The 19,616-nt window shown below is 65.5% G+C and carries 20 protein-coding genes; 10 read left to right on the plus strand and 10 right to left on the minus strand.

Annotation, left to right across the window (positions count from 1 at the left end; all coding sequences use genetic code 11):
- Window positions 1-47: 47 nt before the first annotated feature.
- Both chsH3 and kstD read right to left on the minus strand, forming a co-directional pair.
- Window positions 48-920 (minus strand): enoyl-CoA hydratase ChsH3, encoded by an 873-nt coding sequence (gene chsH3 / locus AC5Y4F_RS20820; RefSeq protein ID WP_499998256.1) that lies wholly within the window; start codon window positions 918-920, stop codon window positions 48-50.
- Between the two features lie 5 nt (window positions 921-925).
- Window positions 926-2,611, minus strand: coding sequence for a 3-oxosteroid 1-dehydrogenase (gene kstD / locus AC5Y4F_RS20825; RefSeq protein WP_067934139.1), 1,686 nt, complete (start codon window positions 2,609-2,611; stop codon window positions 926-928).
- A gap of 72 nt (window positions 2,612-2,683) precedes the next feature.
- Here kstD and AC5Y4F_RS20830 point away from each other — a divergent pair, with 72 nt between their 5' ends.
- The 7 genes from AC5Y4F_RS20830 to AC5Y4F_RS20860 all read left to right on the plus strand — a co-directional run bounded on the left by AC5Y4F_RS20830 (window position 2,684) and on the right by AC5Y4F_RS20860 (window position 9,062).
- Window positions 2,684-3,469 carry a 2-keto-4-pentenoate hydratase gene (locus tag AC5Y4F_RS20830; RefSeq protein WP_067934035.1) on the plus strand — a complete coding sequence of 262 codons (786 nt, stop codon included), beginning with the start codon at window positions 2,684-2,686 and terminating at the stop codon, window positions 3,467-3,469.
- A 47-nt stretch (window positions 3,470-3,516) separates the two neighbouring features.
- Window positions 3,517-4,449: an acetaldehyde dehydrogenase (acetylating) gene (locus tag AC5Y4F_RS20835; RefSeq protein WP_067934034.1), complete on the plus strand. Its 933-nt coding sequence runs from the start codon at window positions 3,517-3,519 to the stop codon at window positions 4,447-4,449.
- 51 nt (window positions 4,450-4,500) lie between these two features.
- Window positions 4,501-5,559, plus strand: a complete 1,059-nt coding sequence (gene dmpG, locus AC5Y4F_RS20840) for a 4-hydroxy-2-oxovalerate aldolase (protein WP_499998261.1) — start codon at window positions 4,501-4,503, stop codon at window positions 5,557-5,559.
- Window positions 5,560-5,610: 51 nt separating this feature from the next.
- The gene (locus tag AC5Y4F_RS20845; RefSeq protein WP_067934030.1) at window positions 5,611-5,916 is read left to right on the plus strand and encodes a hypothetical protein; all 306 of its coding nucleotides are present in this window, start codon (window positions 5,611-5,613) and stop codon (window positions 5,914-5,916) included.
- An 88-nt stretch (window positions 5,917-6,004) separates the two neighbouring features.
- Entirely contained in the window at window positions 6,005-7,132 is a 1,128-nt protein-coding gene (locus AC5Y4F_RS20850) for a hypothetical protein (RefSeq protein WP_067934028.1), read from the plus strand.
- 2 nt (window positions 7,133-7,134) lie between these two features.
- On the plus strand, window positions 7,135-7,917 hold the full coding sequence (locus AC5Y4F_RS20855; protein WP_067934026.1) for an SDR family oxidoreductase: 783 nt from the start codon (window positions 7,135-7,137) through the stop codon (window positions 7,915-7,917).
- On the plus strand, window positions 7,917-9,062 hold the full coding sequence (locus AC5Y4F_RS20860) for a sulfotransferase family protein (RefSeq protein ID WP_067934024.1): 1,146 nt from the start codon (window positions 7,917-7,919) through the stop codon (window positions 9,060-9,062). Before AC5Y4F_RS20855 ends, AC5Y4F_RS20860 begins: the two co-directional genes overlap by 1 nt.
- 270 nt (window positions 9,063-9,332) lie before the next feature.
- Here the strand turns inward: AC5Y4F_RS20860 and AC5Y4F_RS20865 are convergent, their stop codons facing one another.
- Both AC5Y4F_RS20865 and AC5Y4F_RS20870 read right to left on the minus strand, forming a co-directional pair.
- A complete protein-coding gene (locus AC5Y4F_RS20865; RefSeq protein WP_067934022.1) occupies window positions 9,333-9,785 on the minus strand; it encodes a hypothetical protein in 453 nt (150 codons plus the stop codon).
- Window positions 9,786-9,789: 4 nt separating this feature from the next.
- Window positions 9,790-10,968, minus strand: coding sequence for a 3-ketosteroid-9-alpha-monooxygenase, oxygenase component (locus tag AC5Y4F_RS20870; RefSeq protein ID WP_067934020.1), 1,179 nt, complete (start codon window positions 10,966-10,968; stop codon window positions 9,790-9,792).
- A gap of 126 nt (window positions 10,969-11,094) precedes the next feature.
- Between AC5Y4F_RS20870 and AC5Y4F_RS20875 the strand changes: the two genes are divergently transcribed.
- Complete coding sequence (locus AC5Y4F_RS20875; protein WP_067934018.1) at window positions 11,095-11,619, plus strand: gamma carbonic anhydrase family protein; 525 nt, start codon at window positions 11,095-11,097, stop codon at window positions 11,617-11,619.
- Here AC5Y4F_RS20875 and AC5Y4F_RS20880 read toward each other — a convergent pair.
- From AC5Y4F_RS20880 to AC5Y4F_RS20895, 4 genes are read right to left on the minus strand one after another with little or no spacing between them, the layout of a single operon-like run.
- Window positions 11,616-12,023: a nuclear transport factor 2 family protein gene (locus tag AC5Y4F_RS20880; protein ID WP_067934016.1), complete on the minus strand. Its 408-nt coding sequence runs from the start codon at window positions 12,021-12,023 to the stop codon at window positions 11,616-11,618. The two genes, AC5Y4F_RS20875 and AC5Y4F_RS20880, sit on opposite strands and share 4 nt — an antisense overlap.
- A gap of 45 nt (window positions 12,024-12,068) precedes the next feature.
- On the minus strand, window positions 12,069-13,268 hold the full coding sequence (locus AC5Y4F_RS20885) for a thiolase family protein (RefSeq protein WP_067934014.1): 1,200 nt from the start codon (window positions 13,266-13,268) through the stop codon (window positions 12,069-12,071).
- Window positions 13,268-14,332, minus strand: coding sequence for a thiolase family protein (locus AC5Y4F_RS20890; RefSeq protein ID WP_067934012.1), 1,065 nt, complete (start codon window positions 14,330-14,332; stop codon window positions 13,268-13,270). Before AC5Y4F_RS20890 ends, AC5Y4F_RS20885 begins: the two co-directional genes overlap by 1 nt.
- A gap of 15 nt (window positions 14,333-14,347) precedes the next feature.
- Entirely contained in the window at window positions 14,348-15,349 is a 1,002-nt protein-coding gene (locus tag AC5Y4F_RS20895) for a Zn-ribbon domain-containing OB-fold protein (RefSeq protein ID WP_197520549.1), read from the minus strand.
- A 76-nt stretch (window positions 15,350-15,425) separates the two neighbouring features.
- On the opposite strand from AC5Y4F_RS20895, the gene AC5Y4F_RS20900 reads away from it, so the two are divergent.
- On the plus strand, window positions 15,426-16,457 hold the full coding sequence (locus AC5Y4F_RS20900) for an LLM class F420-dependent oxidoreductase (RefSeq protein WP_067934009.1): 1,032 nt from the start codon (window positions 15,426-15,428) through the stop codon (window positions 16,455-16,457).
- A gap of 146 nt (window positions 16,458-16,603) precedes the next feature.
- Here the strand turns inward: AC5Y4F_RS20900 and AC5Y4F_RS20905 are convergent, their stop codons facing one another.
- Window positions 16,604-17,326, minus strand: a complete 723-nt coding sequence (locus tag AC5Y4F_RS20905; RefSeq protein ID WP_067934007.1) for an acetoacetate decarboxylase family protein — start codon at window positions 17,324-17,326, stop codon at window positions 16,604-16,606.
- Window positions 17,327-17,368: 42 nt separating this feature from the next.
- On the opposite strand from AC5Y4F_RS20905, the gene AC5Y4F_RS20910 reads away from it, so the two are divergent.
- A complete protein-coding gene (locus AC5Y4F_RS20910; protein WP_067934005.1) occupies window positions 17,369-18,592 on the plus strand; it encodes a cytochrome P450 in 1,224 nt (407 codons plus the stop codon).
- Window positions 18,593-18,665: 73 nt separating this feature from the next.
- On the opposite strand, the gene AC5Y4F_RS20915 is transcribed toward AC5Y4F_RS20910, so the two are convergent.
- Window positions 18,666-19,508 carry a hypothetical protein gene (locus AC5Y4F_RS20915; protein ID WP_499998272.1) on the minus strand — a complete coding sequence of 281 codons (843 nt, stop codon included), beginning with the start codon at window positions 19,506-19,508 and terminating at the stop codon, window positions 18,666-18,668.
- Between the last annotated feature and the right edge of the window lie 108 nt (window positions 19,509-19,616).

Raw genomic sequence — 19,616 nt, forward strand, 5'->3', positions numbered from 1 at the left:
GAGAGTGAGTGTGCGGCTAAGCGCACACTCGGCAGAAGGGAAACCCGCTAGGCGGGCACCAGTTCGACACCCGACAGCACGACCGCGTTGTCGCGCGACGGCGCAACAACGGTCGCCAGGAAGCGGCCTTCCGAAGACGCCGAGTCCTTCCAGATGCCGACCTTGAGCGTTTCGCCGGGGAACGCCACCCCGGCGAAACGCGCGCCGTAGGCCGCCACCGCGCCGGCATCACCGTCGAGCAGTGCATCGGTGATCGCCTTGCAGGTCATGCCATATGTGCACAGGCCGTGCAGAATGGGCTGGGAAAAACCTGCGGCAGCAGCGAATTCGGGATCGGAGTGCAGCGGATTGCGGTCGCCGCACAGCCGGTAGAGCAGCGCCTGCTGCGGCAGAATCGGCACGTCGACCTCGAGATCGGGTGCACGGTCCGGCGCGCCGTCGGACGTCGACGCACCGCGCTCGCCGCCGAACCCGCCTTCGCCGCGGGCGAAGATGGACCGGCGCTGCGTCCACAGCAGCGTGCCATCCGGCGCGGTCACCGTCGTCTCGCTCCAGATCACCGCGGCCTTGCCTTTGTCCCAGATGTCCGTGAACCGGGTGACGGCCTTGGCCGAGCCGGACGGCGGCAGCGGAGCGGGCGCCTCCACCCGCTCGCTGGCGTGCAGCACCTTGCCCAGCTCGATGTCGATGCCGGGGAACTTGACCGCCGGCGGCTTTGTGGCGTGGAAGGTGGCGGCCACGTTGCCGAATGTCGGTAGTACTTGCGGGGAGTCGTCGATCAGATAGCGCAGCTCGCGTGGGTCCATCGGATCGGCGCCCGCGCCCAGTCCGAGGTGGTAGAGCTGCACATCGCTACTGGCCCACGAGAATTCGATGGGATCCAGCTCGGCGTTCAGCGCGACTTCTACGTCGATTGGCATCGCGGTTACCTTTCTCCGCCGGCGATGTGCAACGCCGCCAGGTAGCCGAACGTCATGGCTGGACCGATGGTGCCACCCGGGCCGGGGTACGTGTGGCCCATCACCGGAGCACTGACATTGCCCGCGGCGTAGAGGCCTTCGATGATACTGCCGTCGTCGCGCAGCGCCCGGCCGTGGATGTCGGTGCGGATGCCGCCTTTGGTCCCCAGGTCACCGGGCACCATCTTGGCCGCGTAGTACGGTGCGTGACTGATCTCGCCGAGGTTGGGGTTCGGCTTGTTGGTCGGGTCGCCGTAGTACCTGTCGTAGGCGCTCTCGCCGCGCCGGTAGTCCTCGTCGACGCCGGAGCGCGCGAAGTCGTTGAATCGTTCCACCGTGGCGGTGAGTTCGCTCGGCGGAAGGCCGGCCTGCTGGGCCAGCTCCGCCAGCGTGTCGGCCTGGATGATGACGCCGGACTCCAGCCATTTGCGCGGAATACGTTGTCCGGGCTGCAAACCCGCGAAAATGTAGCGGTCGCGGTACTGCTGGTCGAATACCAGCCAGGCGGGAATGTTCTCGCCCGGCCCGGGTCCCTGCCCATACTGGCCGCCATACATGTGATGGCAGGCTTCGACGTAGGGCATCGATTCGTTCATGAACCGCTTGCCCGACATGTTGACGATGATCGACCCCGGCGAGTTGCGCTCGGACAACGCGAACCAGGGCGCACCCACCAGCGGGACGGTAGGGCCCCACCATGCGTCTTCCATGAGGTCCAATGCGGCGCCGAGTTTTTCGCCCGCCAGAATTCCGTCGCCCGTGTTGGCCGCCGCGCCGACGGTCCACTCGGTGGTGATCGGTGCGCGCTGGTATTTCACCCGCATCTGTTCGTTGTGCTCGAAGCCACCCGACGCCAGGATCACGCCGCGCCGGGCCCGGATCAGTTGGGGCTCATTGGATTCAGCATCGCCAGCACCGCGCACGTAGACGCCCCGGACCGCGCCGTCTTCCACGTACAGGTCGGTGAGCGCGGTGTTGAGCACCACCGGCACCCCGGCCCGCTGCAACCCGATGCGCAACGGCCCGATCAACGCCCGGCCCATGCCGACGAGGTTCTTGCCGGTCGCCTTGGCCCACATGGTGCGTGCCCCGACCTTCAGGCTACGGAGCACACCGCGCGGGTGCCGCTTGAGTTGGTTCAGCCGCACGTAATCCTGTTGCATCACCACGACGTTCAGCGGCACCTTGCCGTACGCCGGCTCCAGGCCGGACTCGTCGGCGCCGAGCTTGCGGGCATTGAACGGTTTCGGTTCGATCGAGCGGCCCTCGGCGCGGCCGCCTGGAGCCTCGGGGTAGTAGTCGGAGTATCGCGGAACCCAGCACATCTTCAGCGGGGTGTGCTTGAGCACAAACGACAACATCTCGGGGCCGCGCTCGAGGTAAGTATCGATGCGTTCGGGCTCGACGACGTCACCGATGATCCCGTGCAGATAGGTGCGGGCGGCCTCGGCGGTATCGCGCACCCCGTCACGCTTGAGCACTTCGTTATTTGGGATCCAAACGCCGCCGCCTGAGCGTGCGGTGGAGCCGCCGAAGTGGGGGGCCTTCTCGATGACTATGGTGGAAAGACCCCGGTGAGCGGCGGTAAGGGCGGCCACCATGCCGGCCCCGCCGCTTCCGACCACCACGACGTCGTACTCCTGCGCTGACATGTAGAACACGTTATAGAATTGCCCCGGGCGGCCGCTACTGGCCCGGTCGACCGTACAAGGAGACTTGGAGAAATGCTCAGTGTTGCCACGCGCGACGAGCTGGCTGCCGACTTGGCGCAGGCCGAGCGGAGCGGTGAACCGATCGCCCCGCTGACCGCCGCCTATCCGGACATCGACGTCGTCGACGCCTATGAAATTCAGTTGATCAACATCCGCCAGAGAGTCGCGGAGGGGGCGCGGGTGCTGGGCCACAAGGTGGGGCTGTCGTCGTTGGCGATCCAGCAAATGATGGGCGTCGACGAGCCCGACTACGGACATCTGCTCGACGAGATGCAGCTCTTCGAAGACATCCCGGTCAAGACGAACCGCTACCTGTACCCGCGGGTCGAGGTCGAAGTCGGTTTCATCCTGAACGCGGACCTGCCGGGCGCCGGCTGCACCGAGGACGATGTGCTGGCGGCCACCGAAGCGTTGGTCCCGTCGATCGAGCTGATCGACACCCGGATCACCGACTGGAAGATCGCATTGTGCGACACCATCGCCGACAACGCCTCGGCGGCGGGCTTCGTGTTGGGTGAGGCGCGCCTTTCCCCGCGCGACATCGACGTCAAGGGGATCGACGCCGTGTTGCGCTGCAATGGTGAGGTTGTCGCCGAAGGGCGTACCGACGCGGTGCTGGGTAATCCGGTCACCGCGGTGGCCTGGCTGGCCCGCAAAGTGGAGGGCTTCGGCGTTAGGTTGCGCAAGGGTGACGTGGTGCTGCCCGGGTCGTGCACGCGGGCGATCGACGCGCACCCCGGCGACGACTTCGTCGCCGATTTCGCGGGCCTCGGATCGGTGCGCCTGTCGTTCGAATAGGCTCGAATTAAATCATCCAACTTAAATCTCAAAGCTCGAGGAGCATCATGCCGACTAAGGCGTCTGTGGCCATTGTCGGGTCGGGGAATATCAGCACTGACCTGCTCTACAAGCTGCTGCGATCGGACTGGCTGGAACCCCGCTGGATGGTGGGTATCGACCCGGAGAGCGAGGGCCTGGCCCGGGCCCGCAAGCTGGGTTTGGAGACGACCCACGAAGGCGTCGACTGGCTGTTGGCGCAGTCGGAGAAGCCCGACCTGGTGTTCGAGGCAACCAGCGCCTACGTGCACCGCGACGCCGCCCCCAAGTACGAGGCCGCTGGGATCCGTGCCATCGACCTGACACCGGCCGCGGTGGGCCCCGCCGTGATCCCGCCCGCCAACCTGCGCCAGCACCTGGACGCCCCGAACGTCAACATGATCACCTGCGGCGGGCAGGCGACCATCCCGATCGTGTACGCCGTGTCGCGTGCCGTCGCCGATGTCGGTGGGGTTCCCTACGCCGAGATCGTGGCCTCGGTGGCCTCAGTCTCGGCCGGTCCCGGCACCCGCGCCAACATCGACGAATTCACCAAGACGACCAGCAAGGGCGTAGAGACCATCGGCGGCGCCAAGCGCGGCAAGGCGATCATCATCCTGAACCCGGCCGACCCGCCGATGATCATGCGCGACACCATCTTCTGCGCCATCCCGGAGGACGCCGACCGAGACGCGATCGCCAAGTCGATTCACGACGTGGTGGCCGAGGTGCAGACCTATGTGCCGGGCTACCGGCTGCTCAACGAGCCCCAATTCGACGACCCGTCGATCAACTCCGGTGGCCAGGCGCTGGTTACCACGTTCGTCGAAGTGGAGGGTGCGGGCGACTATCTGCCGCCTTACGCTGGAAATCTGGACATCATGACCGCCGCGGCCACGAAGGTCGGCGAGGAGATCGCCAAGGAATCCTTGAGCGCGACGGCCGGAGGAGCGCAATCATGAGCATCCGCGCCGACGACGATGCAGAGCGTAGCGATGAGGAGGAGTGGCGCCATGACTTCTGACATTTTCTTCAATCCGGTCTGGGACGTCCGGATGACCGATACGTCGCTGCGCGACGGCTCCCACCACAAGCGTCACCAGTTCACCAAGGACGAGGTCGGCGCCATCGTGGCCGCGCTGGACGCCGCGGGAGTGCCCGTCATCGAGGTCACTCATGGCGACGGCCTGGGTGGCTCGAGCTTCAACTACGGGTTCTCCAAGACTCCCGAACAGGAGCTGATCAAGCTCGCCGCCGAGACCGCCAAAGAAGCGAAGATCGCCTTCTTGATGCTGCCCGGCGTCGGTACCAAGGAAGACATCAAAGAGGCCCAGAATAACGGCGGCTCGATCTGCCGGATCGCCACGCACTGCACCGAGGCCGACGTGTCGATCCAGCACTTCGGTCTGGCCCGTGAACTCGGCTTGGAGACCGTCGGGTTCTTGATGATGAGCCACACCATCTCGCCCGAGAAACTGGCCGCGCAGGCCCGCATCATGGCCGACGCGGGCTGCCAGTGCGTCTATGTGGTCGATTCGGCCGGAGCGTTGGTCCTCGAGGGCGTGCGTGACCGGGTCGCGGCGCTGGTCGACGAGCTTGGCGACGACGCCCAGGTCGGTTTTCACGGCCACGAGAACCTGGGGCTCGGGGTGGCCAACAGCGTCGAGGCCGTCCGGGCGGGCGCCAAGCAGATCGACGGCTCCTGCCGCCGGTTCGGCGCCGGGGCCGGCAACGCGCCCGTCGAGGCGCTGATCGGGGTGTTCGACAAGATCGGTGTGAAGACCGGGATCGACTTCTTCGACATCGCCGACGCCGCCGAAGAGGTGGTGGCCCCTGCCATGCCCGCCGAGTGCCTGCTCGACCGCAACGCCCTGATCATGGGGTATTCCGGGGTGTACTCGAGCTTCCTCAAGCACGCCATCCGCCAGTCCGAGCGCTACGGTGTGCCGGCGCACCAGCTGCTGCACCGTGCCGGGCAGCGCAAGCTCATCGGTGGTCAGGAAGACCAGCTCATCGACATCGCGCTCGAGATCAAGCGCGAGCAAGAGAGCGGCGCCGCGGCTGCGCACTGATCAGCGGCTTGTCCCGCGGCACGCACAGGAGCCGCGAGTAGCCTGGCTGGCATGAGCACATCCAACACAGTCGGCGCTCGGCGTCGTGGGCTGTACGGCCTGCTCGCCGGGGGATTGATGACCGCTACCGCCGCCATGGTGATCGCGGTGCCCTTGGCCGGCACGGCCAACGCGCAATGCAATCAGGACGTGGGTGCATCCATCGATGCGTACCTGCAGAAGCACCCGGACCTCCACCAGCAATTGCAGCAAAGGTCTCAAGCGGAGGGCGGTAACGGCAACGTCATCGACTACCTCAATCGGCATCCCGACGTACGCCAGCACCTGATCGACCTTTCCCACTCGTGCCCGCCGTAGTGAGTCCGCGTCGTCCTTGAACGCTGTGGCCGACACGCGGGAATGTTCGCCATTGACGAAAAAGTAGAACACGTTCTAGCGTCTAGGCGTGTTCTCTGATTCCCTCACCGAGGCCATCGCCGAGGCCGAAAAACTGGTGGCCGCGGCACCCCACATCGAGACCGAAGCCGACCTGCTCGAAGGGTTGCAGTACCTGGCCGGCTGCATCGCCGGCTGTATGCACCTGTCGTTCGACTATGACCGCGACCATCCCTTCCTGCAGTCGGGCACGGGTCCGTTCACCAAGATGGGCCTGGACAACCCGGACACGCTTTACTTCGGCACGCGCGTACACGCCGATCACGATTACGTCGTCACCGGCCGGCGCGGAACCACCACCGACCTGAGTTTCCAGCTGCTGGGCGGCGAGTACACCGACGACAACGTCCCGGTCAGCCAGGCCGCGTTCGACGATCGGGAACTGCAGATCGCGCCCGACGGCAGCTTCGAGTGGCGGGTGCGGCCGACGAGTCCCGGGCAACTGGTCATCCGCGAGGTGTACGGGGACTGGGCGGCTCAGCGCGGCACGCTGGCCATCTCCCGGCTGGACACCGCGGGCACCGCGCCGCCGCCACTCACCCGCGAAACCATCCAAAAGCGTTACGCCACAGCCGGAAAGCAACTCGTGAACCGGGTGAAGACCTGGCTGCAGTTCCCGCAGTGGTTCTACTTCAACATCCCGGTCAATACGATGGTCGCGCCCCGGCTGACGCCCGGTGGACTTGCGACCCAGTACTCGTCGGTGGGGCACTACGAGCTTTCGCCCGATCAGGCGCTGGTGATCACCATCCCTGTTACCGACGCGCCGTACCTGGGCTTCCAGTTGGGCAGCCTGTGGTACATCTCGCTGGACTACATCAACCACCAGACGTCGCTGAACAACACTCAGGCACAGGCGGATCCGGACGGCAAGGTGCGCATCGTCGTCGCCGACCAGAACCCGGGCGTGACCAACTGGGTAGAAACGCTTGGTCATAGCAAGGGCATCCTGCAGTTCCGCTGGCAGCGGGTGTCGCGTCAGCTCACCGAAGCCGACGGCCCCAACGTCGAGCTGGTCGACATCGACGCCATACCGGCCACGCTGCCGTACTTCGAGCACAATAAAATTTCCGAGGACGAATGGCGCGCGCGAATCACGCTGCGTCAACAACAAATTGCAGCAAGGATGCTGGGGTGACGATGTCAGGGATGGTTGATGGCAAGGTAGTTATCATCAGCGGCGTCGGTCCGGGTCTCGGTACCACGCTGGCACACCGATGTGCCGACAACGGTGCCGACTTGGTGCTGGCGGCCCGGACCGTGGAACGGCTGGATGAGGTTGCCAAGCGGGTCAACGACTCCGGCCGCAAGGCCTTGGCGGTGCGCACCGACATCACCGATGACGATGAGGTCGCCTACCTGGTCGAGACGACCATGGCCACCTACGGCAAGGTCGACGTGCTGATCAACAACGCATTCCGGGTGCCGTCGATGAAGCCGTTGGCCGCCACCAGTTTCCAGCACATCCGGGATGCGATCGAACTAAGCGCGCTGGGGGCCCTGCGGCTGATCCAGGCTTTCACGCCGGCGCTGGAGGCGACGCACGGGTCGATCGTCAACGTCAACTCGATGGTGCTGCGCCACTCGCAGCCGAAATACGGCGCATACAAAATGGCCAAGTCCGCGCTGCTCTCCATGTCCCAGTCGCTGGCCACCGAGCTCGGCGACAAGGGTATCCGTGTCAATTCCGTTGCACCGGGGTATATCTGGGGCGATACTTTGCAGGCCTACTTCGAGCATCAGGCCGGCAAGTACGGCACCACCGTCGACGAGATCTACGCGGCGACCGCGGCGAACTCCGACCTCAAGCGCCTGCCCACGGAGGAAGAAGTGGCGTCGGCCATTCTGTTTTTGGCCAGTGATCTGTCCAGCGGCATAACCGGGCAGACCCTGGACGTCAACTGCGGGGAGTATCACGTCTGATGTCCGATCGCACCGATATCGGGACGGTCGACGAGCTGCACGCATCGGCCACCAAGCTGACGGGCCTCGACGACTTTGGTGTAGACGACGACAATTATCGCGAAGCGCTGCAAGTGCTGCTGGATTCCTACCGGACCGAAGCCGGACTTACGGTGTTGGGCAGCAAAATGAATCGCTTCTTCCTGCGCGGTGCGCTGGTGGCGCGGCTGCTGTCAGAGTCCGCCTGGAAGCAGTACCCGCAGTATGCCGACGTCGCCATCGAACGCCCGATCTTCGTCACCGGGTTGGTGCGCACCGGAACGACCGCGCTGCATCGGCTGCTGGGCGCCGACCCTGCGCATCAGGGTCTGCACATGTGGCTGGCCGAGTTCCCGCAACCGCGCCCGCCGCGCGAGACCTGGGAATCGCACCCGCTGTATCGCCAACTCGACGCGCAGTTCACCCAGCACCACCGGGAGAACCCCGGCTATACCGGCCTGCACTTCATGGCCGCCTACGAGCTGGAGGAGTGCTGGCAGCTCCTGCGGCAGTCGCTGCACTCGGTGTCCTATGAAACGCTGGCGCACCTGCCGAGTTACGCGCGCTGGCTCTCGGACCAGGACTGGACGCCGTCATATCAGCGGCACCGCCGCAACCTTCAGCTGATCGGGCTCAACGACGCCGACAAGCGCTGGGTGCTGAAGAATCCCAGCCACCTGTTCGCCTTGGACGCACTGATGGCGACCTATCCCGACGCGTTGGTGATCCAGACTCATCGACCCGTCGAGACGATCATGGCCTCGATGTGCTCACTGGCGCAGCACACCGCGGAAGGGTGGTCGACCACGTTCACCGGTGCCCAAATCGGTTCTGACGCAATGGAAACCTGGTCGCGGGGCCTCGAGCGGTTCAACGCCGCACGAGCCAAATACAGTCCGTCGCAGTTCTATGATGTCGATTACAAGGAATTGATTGCCGACCCGATGGGCACCGTGGCGAACATCTACCGGCACTTCGGCCTGACGCTGACCGATGTGGCCAAGGCCGCAATGGAAAGGGCTCACGTTGACAGCCAGTCCGGCGAGCGTGCCCCGAAGCACAGCTACTCATTGGCCGACTATGGACTTAGCACCGAGACCGTTAAGGAGCGCTTCGCGGGCCTCTGATCACAGGCGCCACAATAGTTTCTGGATTGGCTGGCACACGTTTTGCCCGCCTCTGAGCGACAAAATTCACGAATCACTCGGGCGCGCAAACGTTGTCGCTCAGAGGCGGGCAACACGCCGACGGGCGCGGGATGCGGGATGCGGGACGCCGACGGGCGCGGGATGCGGGATGCGGGACGCCGACGGGCGCGGGACGCCGGCGGCGCGGCCGCGGGACGCCGAGCGCCGACGGGCGCGGGATGCCGGCACCGAGTCGTGCGAAGGCGCCGCTCAGTCTTCACCTGGCTGGTCGTCGAGGTAGCCCTCGGCGACCGCATGATCAATGCTGTCAGCGAGTTTGGGGCACGACCTCGTGCGTGCGGTGTCGCCCCCGGCCTCACGCACCTCGGCGAAGTGCGCACAGCGCTGCCACGCTTCGGTGTTCCATTGCACCGCGGTGTGTCCCGGACCGAGTCTGCGAACGGTGACCCGCGCATGGCAGAACCGGCAGTCCACCGGCAACAGACCCGAATTGAGGTAGCGCTCACGGTCGGCACGACTGGCTGCGGCGACCGCAGCGGCGCGCTGCGGATCATTAGCGAAATCCCTTGATTTCGACCAGGATTCGCCCTTGCGGGCGGGACGGGCCGCATGCTCGTCGTGGTCGTGATGATCGCCATGCAGCGATAACATCGACCGCGCAAGCTGATCGACGTCGGGCACCGGCGGCTGATCGTCGGGCATGAACCTAGTGTTGACTGGCCGGCACGTCGTCGGTAACGGGTTTGTCTGCCTCGGAGTCCTTGGCCTTGAGGTTTTTCTCGACCTCGGCATTCCAGTACTCGTTGGCTCGGGTGGTGTCCACCTCGATCTCGAAGCGCTCCACCATCTCCGGCTCGATGTCGGCGACATCGACGTAGAACTGCTGGTACCAGCGACGCAGCTGATAGACCGCGCCGTCCTCTTCGACTAGCAGCGGATTGTCGATGCGCGTCTTGTGCTTCCAAATCTCGACGTCCTGCAGGAAGCCTTTGCTGACGCCCTCGGTGAATACCTTCGACAGCTTGTCGGTCATCTTTTCGTCCATGCCCTTGGGCTTTTCGACGATGACGCCCCACTGCAGCACGAACGAGTTCTGGGTCACCGGGTAGTGGCAATTGATCAGGATCGACTCGGCCTTGTAACCGCCGTAGCTGTTGTGCAGCCAGTTGATCATGAACGACGGCCCGAAGTAGGACGCCTCGGAATCCAGATGCGCCTCACCGTAAGACGTGCCGAGGTCGTTGACGTCGGGCCGGCCCACGTTGTGCAGGAACTGTGACGCGACGTGGCCCTCGAAAACGTTCTTGAAATACGTCGGCAACCCGAAATGAATGTAGAAGAAGTGCGCCATGTCGGTGACGTTGTCGATGATGTCGCGGCAGTTGGAGCCTTCGATGAGGATGCTGTTCCACCGCCAATCGGTCCACTCGTCACTGTGCGCTTCCGGGATGTCCGGAATGCGCACCGCGGGATCCGGGGGGTTGTTCTCGTGGTCGTGCCAGACGAACAGCAGACCGCCACGCACGTCGGTGGTCCACGACCGTGTCCGCGCCGTCTTGGGCGTGCGCTTGGCGTAGGGGACCAGTTTGCAGCGGCCGTCGCCGCCCCAGCGCCAGTCGTGGAAGGGGCAGGCGATCTCGTCGCCCTTGATGGTGCCCTCCGACAGGTCGCCGCCCATGTGGCGGCAGTATCCGTCGAGGACTTTGATGTCGCCCTGCGAGTCGGCGAACACGACCAGCTTGGTGCCGAAGGCCTGAATCGCATGCGGCCTACCGTCCTGGAAGTCCTTCGCCACGCCCAGGCAGTGCCAGCCGCGCGCGTATCGGGTCGGCAAGTCGCCGGGATCGATTTCCCGGATGCCGACCGCCTTGGTGTCGGTACTCACCTGTCACCTCCAACTCGCTGGGCCTCTAACTAGAACACGTTACAGTTTTGCGCCGGGGGCGCGCAACGACGGCGCGTCTGGCTGCGATTACCCGCGACGTATGCGCACTCGGGGTATATCTAAACGATGCCGCTGTTTGCGTTCGAAGGCCACGCGCCACGGGTCGATGCCACCGCGTTCGTGGCCCCGACCGCCACTCTGATCGGCGACGTCGTGGTGGAGGCGGGAGCGTCGGTCTGGTTCAACGCCGTGTTGCGCGGTGACTACGCGCCCATCGTGGTGCGCGAGGGCGCCAACGTCCAGGACGGGTCGGTTCTGCACGCGCCGCCCGGTATTCCGGTCGACATCGGCCCCGGTGCGACGGTGGCGCACATGTGCGTCATTCACGGGGTGCACGTCGGCCAGGAGGCGCTGATCGCGAACCACGCCACCGTCCTGGACGGTGCGGTGATCGGGGCACGCAGCCTGGTCGCCGCGCATTCACTGGTGACGGCAGGCACCCAGATCCCGGCCGGGATGCTGGCCGTCGGCGCGCCGGCGCAGATCAAGGGCCCGGTCGCCGGGACCGGCGCCGAGATGTGGGTGCAGGTGAACCCGCAGGCCTACCGCGACCTCGCCCAGCGGCATCTGGCCGGGCTCGAGCCGCTCTAGACTTTGCGCGTGTTGGCCGCCGCGCGTGCCATCTCCCAGTAGGCGCGCAGGGCCACCAGCTTGCCTTCGGCGTCGACCTTGTAGGTGAAGACGCCCTCGGCGGTCGTCTGGTACTCACCCGTTGTGATCAGGATGTGCCCGACGTTGGCTTCCTCGTTGCCGCACTGATAGGTGTCGCGGAAGAAGAACTCGATTTTGGTGGTGGGGGCGATGGCCTTGTCCCAGAAGGCCGAGATGGCGTCACGGCCCCGGTGCCCCAGGCCTTCGGGGTCGAACACCGACGGCCCGATCGGGTCCTCGACGATGGCGTCGTCGGCGAATACCGCCAGCCAAGCGTCCTTGTCGCGGACCGCCACCGCCTCGCGGGAGCGGCGACCGGCTTCGTGAGCGGGATGCTCAGTCAACGGCGCCGCTCCTTTTCATCGCGCTTCGCATCGTCGTCGAGGCGCTCACGCGTCGACCTTCTGGGCGGCGGGCTTGTCGGCACCGACCACCCACATCGAGTAGTACTGCGAGCCACCGCCGTAGGCATGTCCCAAGGCCTTTCGTGCGTTGGGCACCTGGTGGTCGCCGCCCTTGCCCATCACCTGAATGGCCGCTTCTGCGAAGCGGATCAGGCCGGAGGCGCCGATCGGGTTCGACGACAGCACACCGCCCGACGGATTCACCGGCAGGCGGCCACCGATCTTGGTTTCGCCGGCTTCGGTGAGTTTCCATCCTTCGCCCTCGGCGGCAAATCCGAGGTTTTCCAACCACATTGGTTCGAACCAGGAGAACGGGACGTAGATCTCCGCAGCGTCGATCTCGTCGATCGGGCTCTCGATTCCGGCGGCCTTCCACAGCGCCGCGGCGGCGTCACGGCCGGCCTGCGGGCTGACCTGGTCGCGTCCGGAGAACTGTAGCGGCTCGGTGCGCAACGCCGTGGCATGAATCCATGCCACCGGATGTCCCTGCGCCAGGCGGTCTTCGGCGGATTCCTCGTTGCCGATCACGACGGCGGCGGCACCGTCGGACGACGGGCAGGTTTCGTCGTAGCGGATGGGGTCCCACAGCATGGGCGAGGCCATGACCTTCTCGACGGTGATGTCGGGTTGGTGCAGGTGCGCCAGCGGGTTCTTGCTGCCGTTGAGCCGGTCCTTGACCGCGACCATGGCGCCGATGTGCGTCGGCGCGCCGGAGCGGCGGATGTACGAGCGCACGTGCGGCGCGAAGTAGCCGCCGGCGCCTGCTCCCACCGGCTTGATGAAGGGGATAGGAATCGACAAGGCCCACATGGCATTCGATTCCGACTGCTTCTCCCAGGCCATCGCCAGCACGCGCCGGTATTTCCCGGACTGCACCAGGCTGGCGGCCACAATCGCGGTGGAACCACCGACCGAACCCGCGGTGTGCACCCGGATCAACGGCTTTCCGGTGGCACCCATGGCGTCTGCCATGAACAGCTCGGGCATCATGACGCCCTCGAAGAAGTCCGGCGCCTTGCCGACCACGACCGCGTCGATGTCCTCGAAGGTCGAACCGGAGTCTTCCAGCGCACGGTCGATCGCCTCGCGCACCAGGCCGTTCATCGAAACGTCTTTGCGCTTGGCTACGTACTTCGTCTGCCCGGTACCCAGTACCGCGGCGAGGTGCGCCCCTGCACCGGCCATCAGTTCTTTCCTTCCATCACCGCGACCAGATTCTGTTGGAGCGCAGGGCCACTGGTGGCATGCGCCAGCACCCGCTCAGCCGAACCATTCCAGATATGCTGTGCCGCAAAGCCGATACGTTCGAGACCGGCGACGAACATCGGGTTGGCCGCGAGCGCACCACCGGACGGATTGACCTTGGTCGGTCCCGGTATCCGGATGGCTTCCTCGATGATCAGGTGCTGATGGGTGAAGGGCGCGCAGATTTCGGCCACGTCGAGGTTGTCGGTTCGGCCGCCCGCGGCCACCTGGGCGGCGGCCTGGGTGGACGGGGACTCGGTGAGGTCACGCGCGCCCAGCGACGGGGTTTCGATGCGGTGCTCGATTCCGGTGATCCAGGCGGGGTTTTCGCGCAGCTCGCGCGCCCGGTCGCCGGCCGCAAGCACGACAGCCGCGGCGCCGTCGGTGATCGGTGCGATGTCGTGACGCCGCAGCGGGTCGGCGAAGAACGGCCGCTCGAGTAATTCGGCCACGCTGATCGACCCCTCCACGTTGTCCACCCGGCGCGCATTGGCGAAGGAGTCGAAGGCGACGCGCGCCATCTGCTCCTGGGTCCACTTGCCGGTGTTCAGCCCGATGCGCGCCTGCAGCCCGGCCATCGAGATCGAATCCGGCCACAACGGCGCGACGGTGTAGGGGTCGGTCTGCCGACTCAGGATCTGCCGCAGGATGCCGGCGGAGGACTTGCCGAAGCCGTACACCAGGGCGGTGTCGACCTCGCCGGTCAGGATTTTGATGTAGGCCTCGTAAAGTGCCCAGGCCGCGTCCATCTCGACGTGTGATTCGTTGATCGGCGGGACGGCTCCGATCGAGTCGATCGCCGAGATGAACGAGAATGCCCGCCCAGCAAGGTAATCGGATGATCCCGAGCACCAGAAGCCGATGTCGGTCCGGCTGATACCCAGCTCCTCGTACAGCTGGGCGAAGCACGGTATCAACATCTCGACACCGTTGGTGGTGCCGTCTGTGCGACGGACGTGTGGGGCGTGGGCAAAGCCAACAACCGCGACGTTGCGAGCGCTCATGTGCAGGTAAGCCCTTTACAGGTGGTGCTTGTAGGTGTCGTAGTCGGCGTCGGGTTCCCCGGTCGGCCGGAAGTACTCGATGTTGTCAATGCCAAATCCCCACTCCTCGCGGGGTTTCCACACCGCCTCGACGCGCATACCCATCCGCACCTCGTGGGCGTCGATGTCGGCGACCAGATGCAAGAACGGGATGTCGGCCCCGTCGAGCAGCACGTAGGCCGCCACATAGGGCGGCTTGATGCGCTGGCCCTGGAACGGGATGTTGATGATCGCGAACGTCGTGACGGTGCCCCTGTCCGGCAACTCCACGAACTCGGTCGTTGGCTGGCCCGTGGCCGGGTCGGCGCCGTGCGGCGGGAAATACACTTTGCCGTTCTCGCCCGTCTTCGCGCCGAGCAGCTTGCCCTGCGCGATGGCCCGCAGGTAGGCGCTCTCCTCGTGCGAGGCGCTGTGCTGGATGGTCAGCGAGACGGGTGTGACGATCATGGTCACCGGGTCTTTGTCGCCGTCCGACTGCTCGGTCACGGCCTCGGCTTCCTCACCGAGTGCGAAATACGCGATGTCGGTGATGGCGCCCACCGGCTCGTCGGCCCAGTGCACATGCACCCGGGTGCCGGTCTTGATGGCGGAAGGACCCGCGGCTCCAACATCAACGGCGTGGATCAGCGGGGTGTCCGCGCCGTCCAGCTTGATCAGTGCCCAGGCGAACGGGCGGTCCAGCGGCTGGCCCTCCATGGGCTCGGGTTGCCAGGCCCACGAGACCACGGTGCCGACACTGGAGACCGGTACCATCTCGCCCAGCGGCTCATAGGTGACCGGGTCATATTCCGCCGGCGGCACGTGCACCCGGCCATCCGATCCGCGCACACCCAGGACGTGGCGGTCACGCAGTGCGGTGAAGAATTTGCTCAGCGTGGGGCCGACTGAACGGGTGTAGTCGAAGGACAACGTCAGTGGCGCGGCGAGCGGTGGCTCCGGGTGATCCATCAGGGGCGGGCTACTCGAGCTGGCTGTCACGCCATCGAGTAGAACAGGTTCTAAGAACGGATTCAAATCTTTTTGGATCGGGACGACCTCCGGAAGGGCCAAGACCATGAAGCTGGGATTACAGCTGGGATATTGGGGCGCTCAGCCGCCGCAGAACCACGGCGAGCTCGTCGCCGCCGCCGAAGAGGCCGGATTCGACGCCGTCTTCACCGCCGAGGCCTGGGGCTCGGACGCCTACACACCGCTCGCTTGGCTGGGTTCGTCGACGTCCCGGTTACGGCTGGGCACGTCGGTGGTCCAGCTGTCCGCCCGCACCCCGACGGCCTGCGCGATGGCGGCTTTGACGCTCGACCACTTGTCCGGCGGGCGACACGTCCTCGGCCTGGGCGTCTCCGGCCCGCAGGTAGTCGAGGGCTGGTACGGCCAGTCGTTCCCCAAGCCGCTGGCCCGCACCCGTGAGTACATCGACATCATCCGGCAGGTGTGGGCGCGGGAGGCACCGGTGACCAGCACCGGCCCGCACTACCCGCTGCCGCTGACCGGCGAGCGCGCAACGGGTCTGGGTAAACCGCTCAAGCCCATCACCCATCCGCTGCGGTCCGACATCCCGATCATGCTGGGTGCCGAGGGACCGAAGAACGTCGCGCTGGCCGCCGAGATTTGCGACGGCTGGCTGCCGATCTTCTACACGCCGCGCATGGCCGACACCTACAACGGGTGGCTGGACGAGGGCTTCGCCCGGCCGGGCGCCCGCCGCAGCCGCGAGGACTTCGAGATCTGCGCGACGGCCAACATCGTCATCACCGAGGACCGCCCCGCCGCGTTCGCGGCGATGAAGCCCTACATCGCGCTCTACATGGGCGGCATGGGCGCCGAGGACACCAACTTCCACGCCGACGTCTACCGCCGGATGGGCTACTCCGAGGTGGTCGACGACGTGACGAAGCTGTTCCGCAGCAACCAGAAGGACAAAGCCGCGGAGATCATCCCGGACGAGGTGATCGATGATGCCGCCATCGTCGGCGACGTCGACTACGTGCGTAAGCAGATCAAGGCCTGGGAGGCCGCCGGCGTCACCATGATGGTGGTGTCCGGCCGCAGTACAGAGCAGGTCCGCGAGCTTGCGACCCTGATCTGACATCCAGGAGTGATGCACTAGAACGCGTTCTAGTTTTCTTGCCAGGGACTTAGAACGCGTTCTAGATTGTCCGGATGACCCGCCCGACGACGATGCAGAGCACGCAGCTCGCTGGGGTGGGGGGCGATCGACGCCGGAACGGCCGGTCAGCCGAGCGGGTGGGCGTCGCCGAATGTCATCTCGACGTGGCCGACCGATGCAGAGACCATCGCCCGCTTCGGCAGGCCCAGCGACGCCAGCTCCTTGGCGTAAGCGTGATCGCCCAGTCGCAACGTCGCCCCGCCGAGCTGACCGCGCAGCCCGCGCACCCGCATTTCCCAGGGCACTTCGCGGGTGGTGCCGTCGGCAAAGGTGTAGGTCTTGAGCACCTGCGGCCGCGACATGAACACCGAGGGCACCGGCAGTCCGCGAGCGAAGTCGATGCCGGCGATGTGAGCGCCGTCGGCGCTGACGTCGAATCCGAACCGGCCCTGCTCGCGAACAGTGAACTCCGCCATGATCTTCGGGAATCCCCAGATCGAGCGCCCGGCTTCCAGGGTGAAGCTCTGGTCGACGGGCAGGTGGTGGATGAACGCGGCCGCATCGCCCAGTGCCCGCCAGCCTCGCGCCGTCGAGCCGGGCGGGTTGACCATGACGGCGGTGCCGAATTCGTGGTACTTGCCCAAATCGCCGTCGATATAGCGCGCCAGCATGAGGTTGACGACCGCCCGGCCGGGGCGGTGCTGGCAGACTTGCAGACCGCTGTATTCGATAAGGCGTTGCGCCGCTTGCGCATCGACCGAAAACATCGCGGTGTGCACATCCGCTTTTCGTATCCGCACCGGCATGGTGAGGACTGTCCCCGCGACGACATGTTGTGACTCAGGCATGCCGGTAACTGTAATCCGCTCGTCAATATCTGGAGGCTGTAGATGACTTCGACCATCCCGGAAGCTATCTCGAACATCGACCTGACGGACGGCAATTTCTACGCCGACCGTCGCACGTCGCGCGAGGCCTATCGCTGGATGCGGGCCAACCAGCCGGTGTTTCGTGATCGCAACGGGCTGGCCGGTGCCACCACGTATCAAGCCATCCTCGACGCCGAACGCAACCCGGAGTTGTTCTCCAGCACCGGCGGCATCCGTCCCGAGCAGCCGGGTATGCCCTACATGATCGACATGGACGATCCCGCACATCTGTTGCGGCGCAAGCTCGTCAACGCGGGTTTCACCCGCAAGCGGGTCAAGGAGAAGGAACCGTCCATCGCCAGGTTGTGCGACACTCTGATCGACGCGGTCTGTGAGCGCGGCGAGTGTGACTTCGTTCGCGACATCGCTGCCCCGCTGCCGATGGCGGTAATCGGCGACATGCTGGGCGTGCTGCCCCAGGACCGCGGCATGCTGTTGAAGTGGTCCGACGACCTGGTCTGCGGGCTGAGCTCGCACATCGACCCCACATCGGACGAAGCTCAGGCCGTAATGGCCGCGTTCGCCGCGTACACCGAATTCACCCTTGCCATCATCACCAAGCGGCGAGCCGAGCCCAACGACGACCTATTCTCGATCCTGGTGAACGCCGAGGTGGAGGGTCAGCGGATGTCCGACGACGAGATCGTCATGGAGACGCTGCTGATCCTCATCGGCGGCGACGAAACCACTCGCCACACGCTCAGTGGAGGCACCGAGCAGCTGGTGCGCCACCGCGATCAGTGGCATGCCCTGGTGCGCGACCCCTCGCTGCTTCCCGGCGCCATCGAGGAGATGCTGCGCTGGACATCGCCGGTGAAGAACATGTGCCGAACCCTGACTGCCGACACCGAATTCCACGGCACCGCACTGCATGAGGGCGAAAAGATCATGCTGCTGTTCGAGTCGGGCAACTTCGACGAGTCGGTTTTCGACGAGCCGGACAACTTCGACATCCGTCGTAATCCGAATAGCCACATGGCTTTCGGCTTCGGGACGCACTTCTGCCTGGGGAACCAGCTGGCCCGCTTGGAACTGTCGATGATGACCGAGCGGGTGCTCAAGCGGCTGCCGGATCTCAGGCTGGCCGACGAGGACTCGACGCTGCCGCTGCGGCCGGCGAACTTCGTCAGCGGCCTCGAAGCGATGCCGGTGGTGTTCACCCCGAGCGCCCCACTACTGAGCTGATTGGGCTGTTGCGGTCACTTTTGCGCCGAGCGTGCACACACGGCGAGACATTGGCTGAATTCTCGCCCTGAGTTCACGTTCGGCGCGCCCAGGCCGCTGCTACCCGCCGCAGAATCCCGCCGGGAACGTCCTCTGCGGTCACCCGGACGACTATCCAGCCAAGTTCCGTCGTCAACGCCTCGAAGCGCGCGATGTCCCTGTTGAATTGGCGCCGGTCGCTGCGGTGGTGATCTCCGTCGTATTCGACCGCGACTTTGATGTCTTCCCAGCCCATATCGAGGACGGCGACAAGTTCGCCGTAATCGCCGTAGACGGGAATCTGCGTGCGCGGGCGCGGATAGCCGGCATCGATGAGCAACAATCGCAACCACGTCTCCTGTGGTGACTCCGCGCCCGCGTCAACCATTGTCAACGCGCGCCGCGCACGGCGGACGTTGCGGTGGCCCTTATAGCGTTTCGTGACCAACTCGGCTTCGGCGATGTCGAGTTTCGTTGCCCGCGCCAGTGCGTCGAGAGCTGCGACGGCTTTGCCGATGGGGTTGCGGCAAGCGATATCGAAGGCCGTGCGCGCAGCGGAGGTCACGGGTATGCCGCTGATCACTCGGACTTCGTTGTGCGCCAATGAATCCGACCACGTGTTGATGCCGGGCGGTGGACGGCGGTGCTGGTAGACCAGCTGCGCTGGTGCTCGGTGGTCGACCCATCTTGCCCCGTGCAGCGCCGACGCGGACCGCCCGGCGACGATGCCACGCCGCCGTGACCACAACCATGCGGCGCGTGCACGCGATGTGGCGGTCAGTTCAGTGCCGGGGGCGACGTAGACGTCGGGGTGCAGCGCGACGAATCGACTTCGCAGCCGGTGCCGGTTAAGGGCGCCGGTTGCGAGCGCCTCGCTGCCGATGAAGGGTTCGCGCACGCGAGCAGTGTGGCGCGAAGGACTGACAACGTCGCCGAACGTGAACTCACGGCGAGAAATCGGCCGAAAAGCCGCCCAGAGTGCACGCTCGGCGCGGGGGGCGGCCGG

Source organism: Mycobacterium sp. NGS56 (assembly GCF_059812425.1).

Excerpts from the sequence above, each read along its gene's own strand:
- chsH3 (WP_499998256.1), bottom strand. The coding sequence starts at position 920 with ATGCCAATCGACGTAGAAGTCGCGCTGAACGCCGAGCTGGATCCCATC.
- kstD (WP_067934139.1), bottom strand. The coding sequence starts at position 2,611 with ATGTCAGCGCAGGAGTACGACGTCGTGGTGGTCGGAAGCGGCGGGGCC.
- AC5Y4F_RS20830 (WP_067934035.1), top strand. The coding sequence starts at position 2,684 with ATGCTCAGTGTTGCCACGCGCGACGAGCTGGCTGCCGACTTGGCGCAG.
- AC5Y4F_RS20835 (WP_067934034.1), top strand. The coding sequence starts at position 3,517 with ATGCCGACTAAGGCGTCTGTGGCCATTGTCGGGTCGGGGAATATCAGC.
- dmpG (WP_499998261.1), top strand. The coding sequence starts at position 4,501 with ATGACTTCTGACATTTTCTTCAATCCGGTCTGGGACGTCCGGATGACC.
- AC5Y4F_RS20845 (WP_067934030.1), top strand. The coding sequence starts at position 5,611 with ATGAGCACATCCAACACAGTCGGCGCTCGGCGTCGTGGGCTGTACGGC.
- AC5Y4F_RS20855 (WP_067934026.1), top strand. The coding sequence starts at position 7,135 with ATGTCAGGGATGGTTGATGGCAAGGTAGTTATCATCAGCGGCGTCGGT.
- AC5Y4F_RS20860 (WP_067934024.1), top strand. The coding sequence starts at position 7,917 with ATGTCCGATCGCACCGATATCGGGACGGTCGACGAGCTGCACGCATCG.
- AC5Y4F_RS20865 (WP_067934022.1), bottom strand. The coding sequence starts at position 9,785 with ATGCCCGACGATCAGCCGCCGGTGCCCGACGTCGATCAGCTTGCGCGG.
- AC5Y4F_RS20875 (WP_067934018.1), top strand. The coding sequence starts at position 11,095 with ATGCCGCTGTTTGCGTTCGAAGGCCACGCGCCACGGGTCGATGCCACC.
- AC5Y4F_RS20885 (WP_067934014.1), bottom strand. The coding sequence starts at position 13,268 with ATGGCCGGTGCAGGGGCGCACCTCGCCGCGGTACTGGGTACCGGGCAG.
- AC5Y4F_RS20890 (WP_067934012.1), bottom strand. The coding sequence starts at position 14,332 with ATGAGCGCTCGCAACGTCGCGGTTGTTGGCTTTGCCCACGCCCCACAC.
- AC5Y4F_RS20900 (WP_067934009.1), top strand. The coding sequence starts at position 15,426 with ATGAAGCTGGGATTACAGCTGGGATATTGGGGCGCTCAGCCGCCGCAG.
- AC5Y4F_RS20905 (WP_067934007.1), bottom strand. The coding sequence starts at position 17,326 with ATGCCTGAGTCACAACATGTCGTCGCGGGGACAGTCCTCACCATGCCG.
- AC5Y4F_RS20910 (WP_067934005.1), top strand. The coding sequence starts at position 17,369 with ATGACTTCGACCATCCCGGAAGCTATCTCGAACATCGACCTGACGGAC.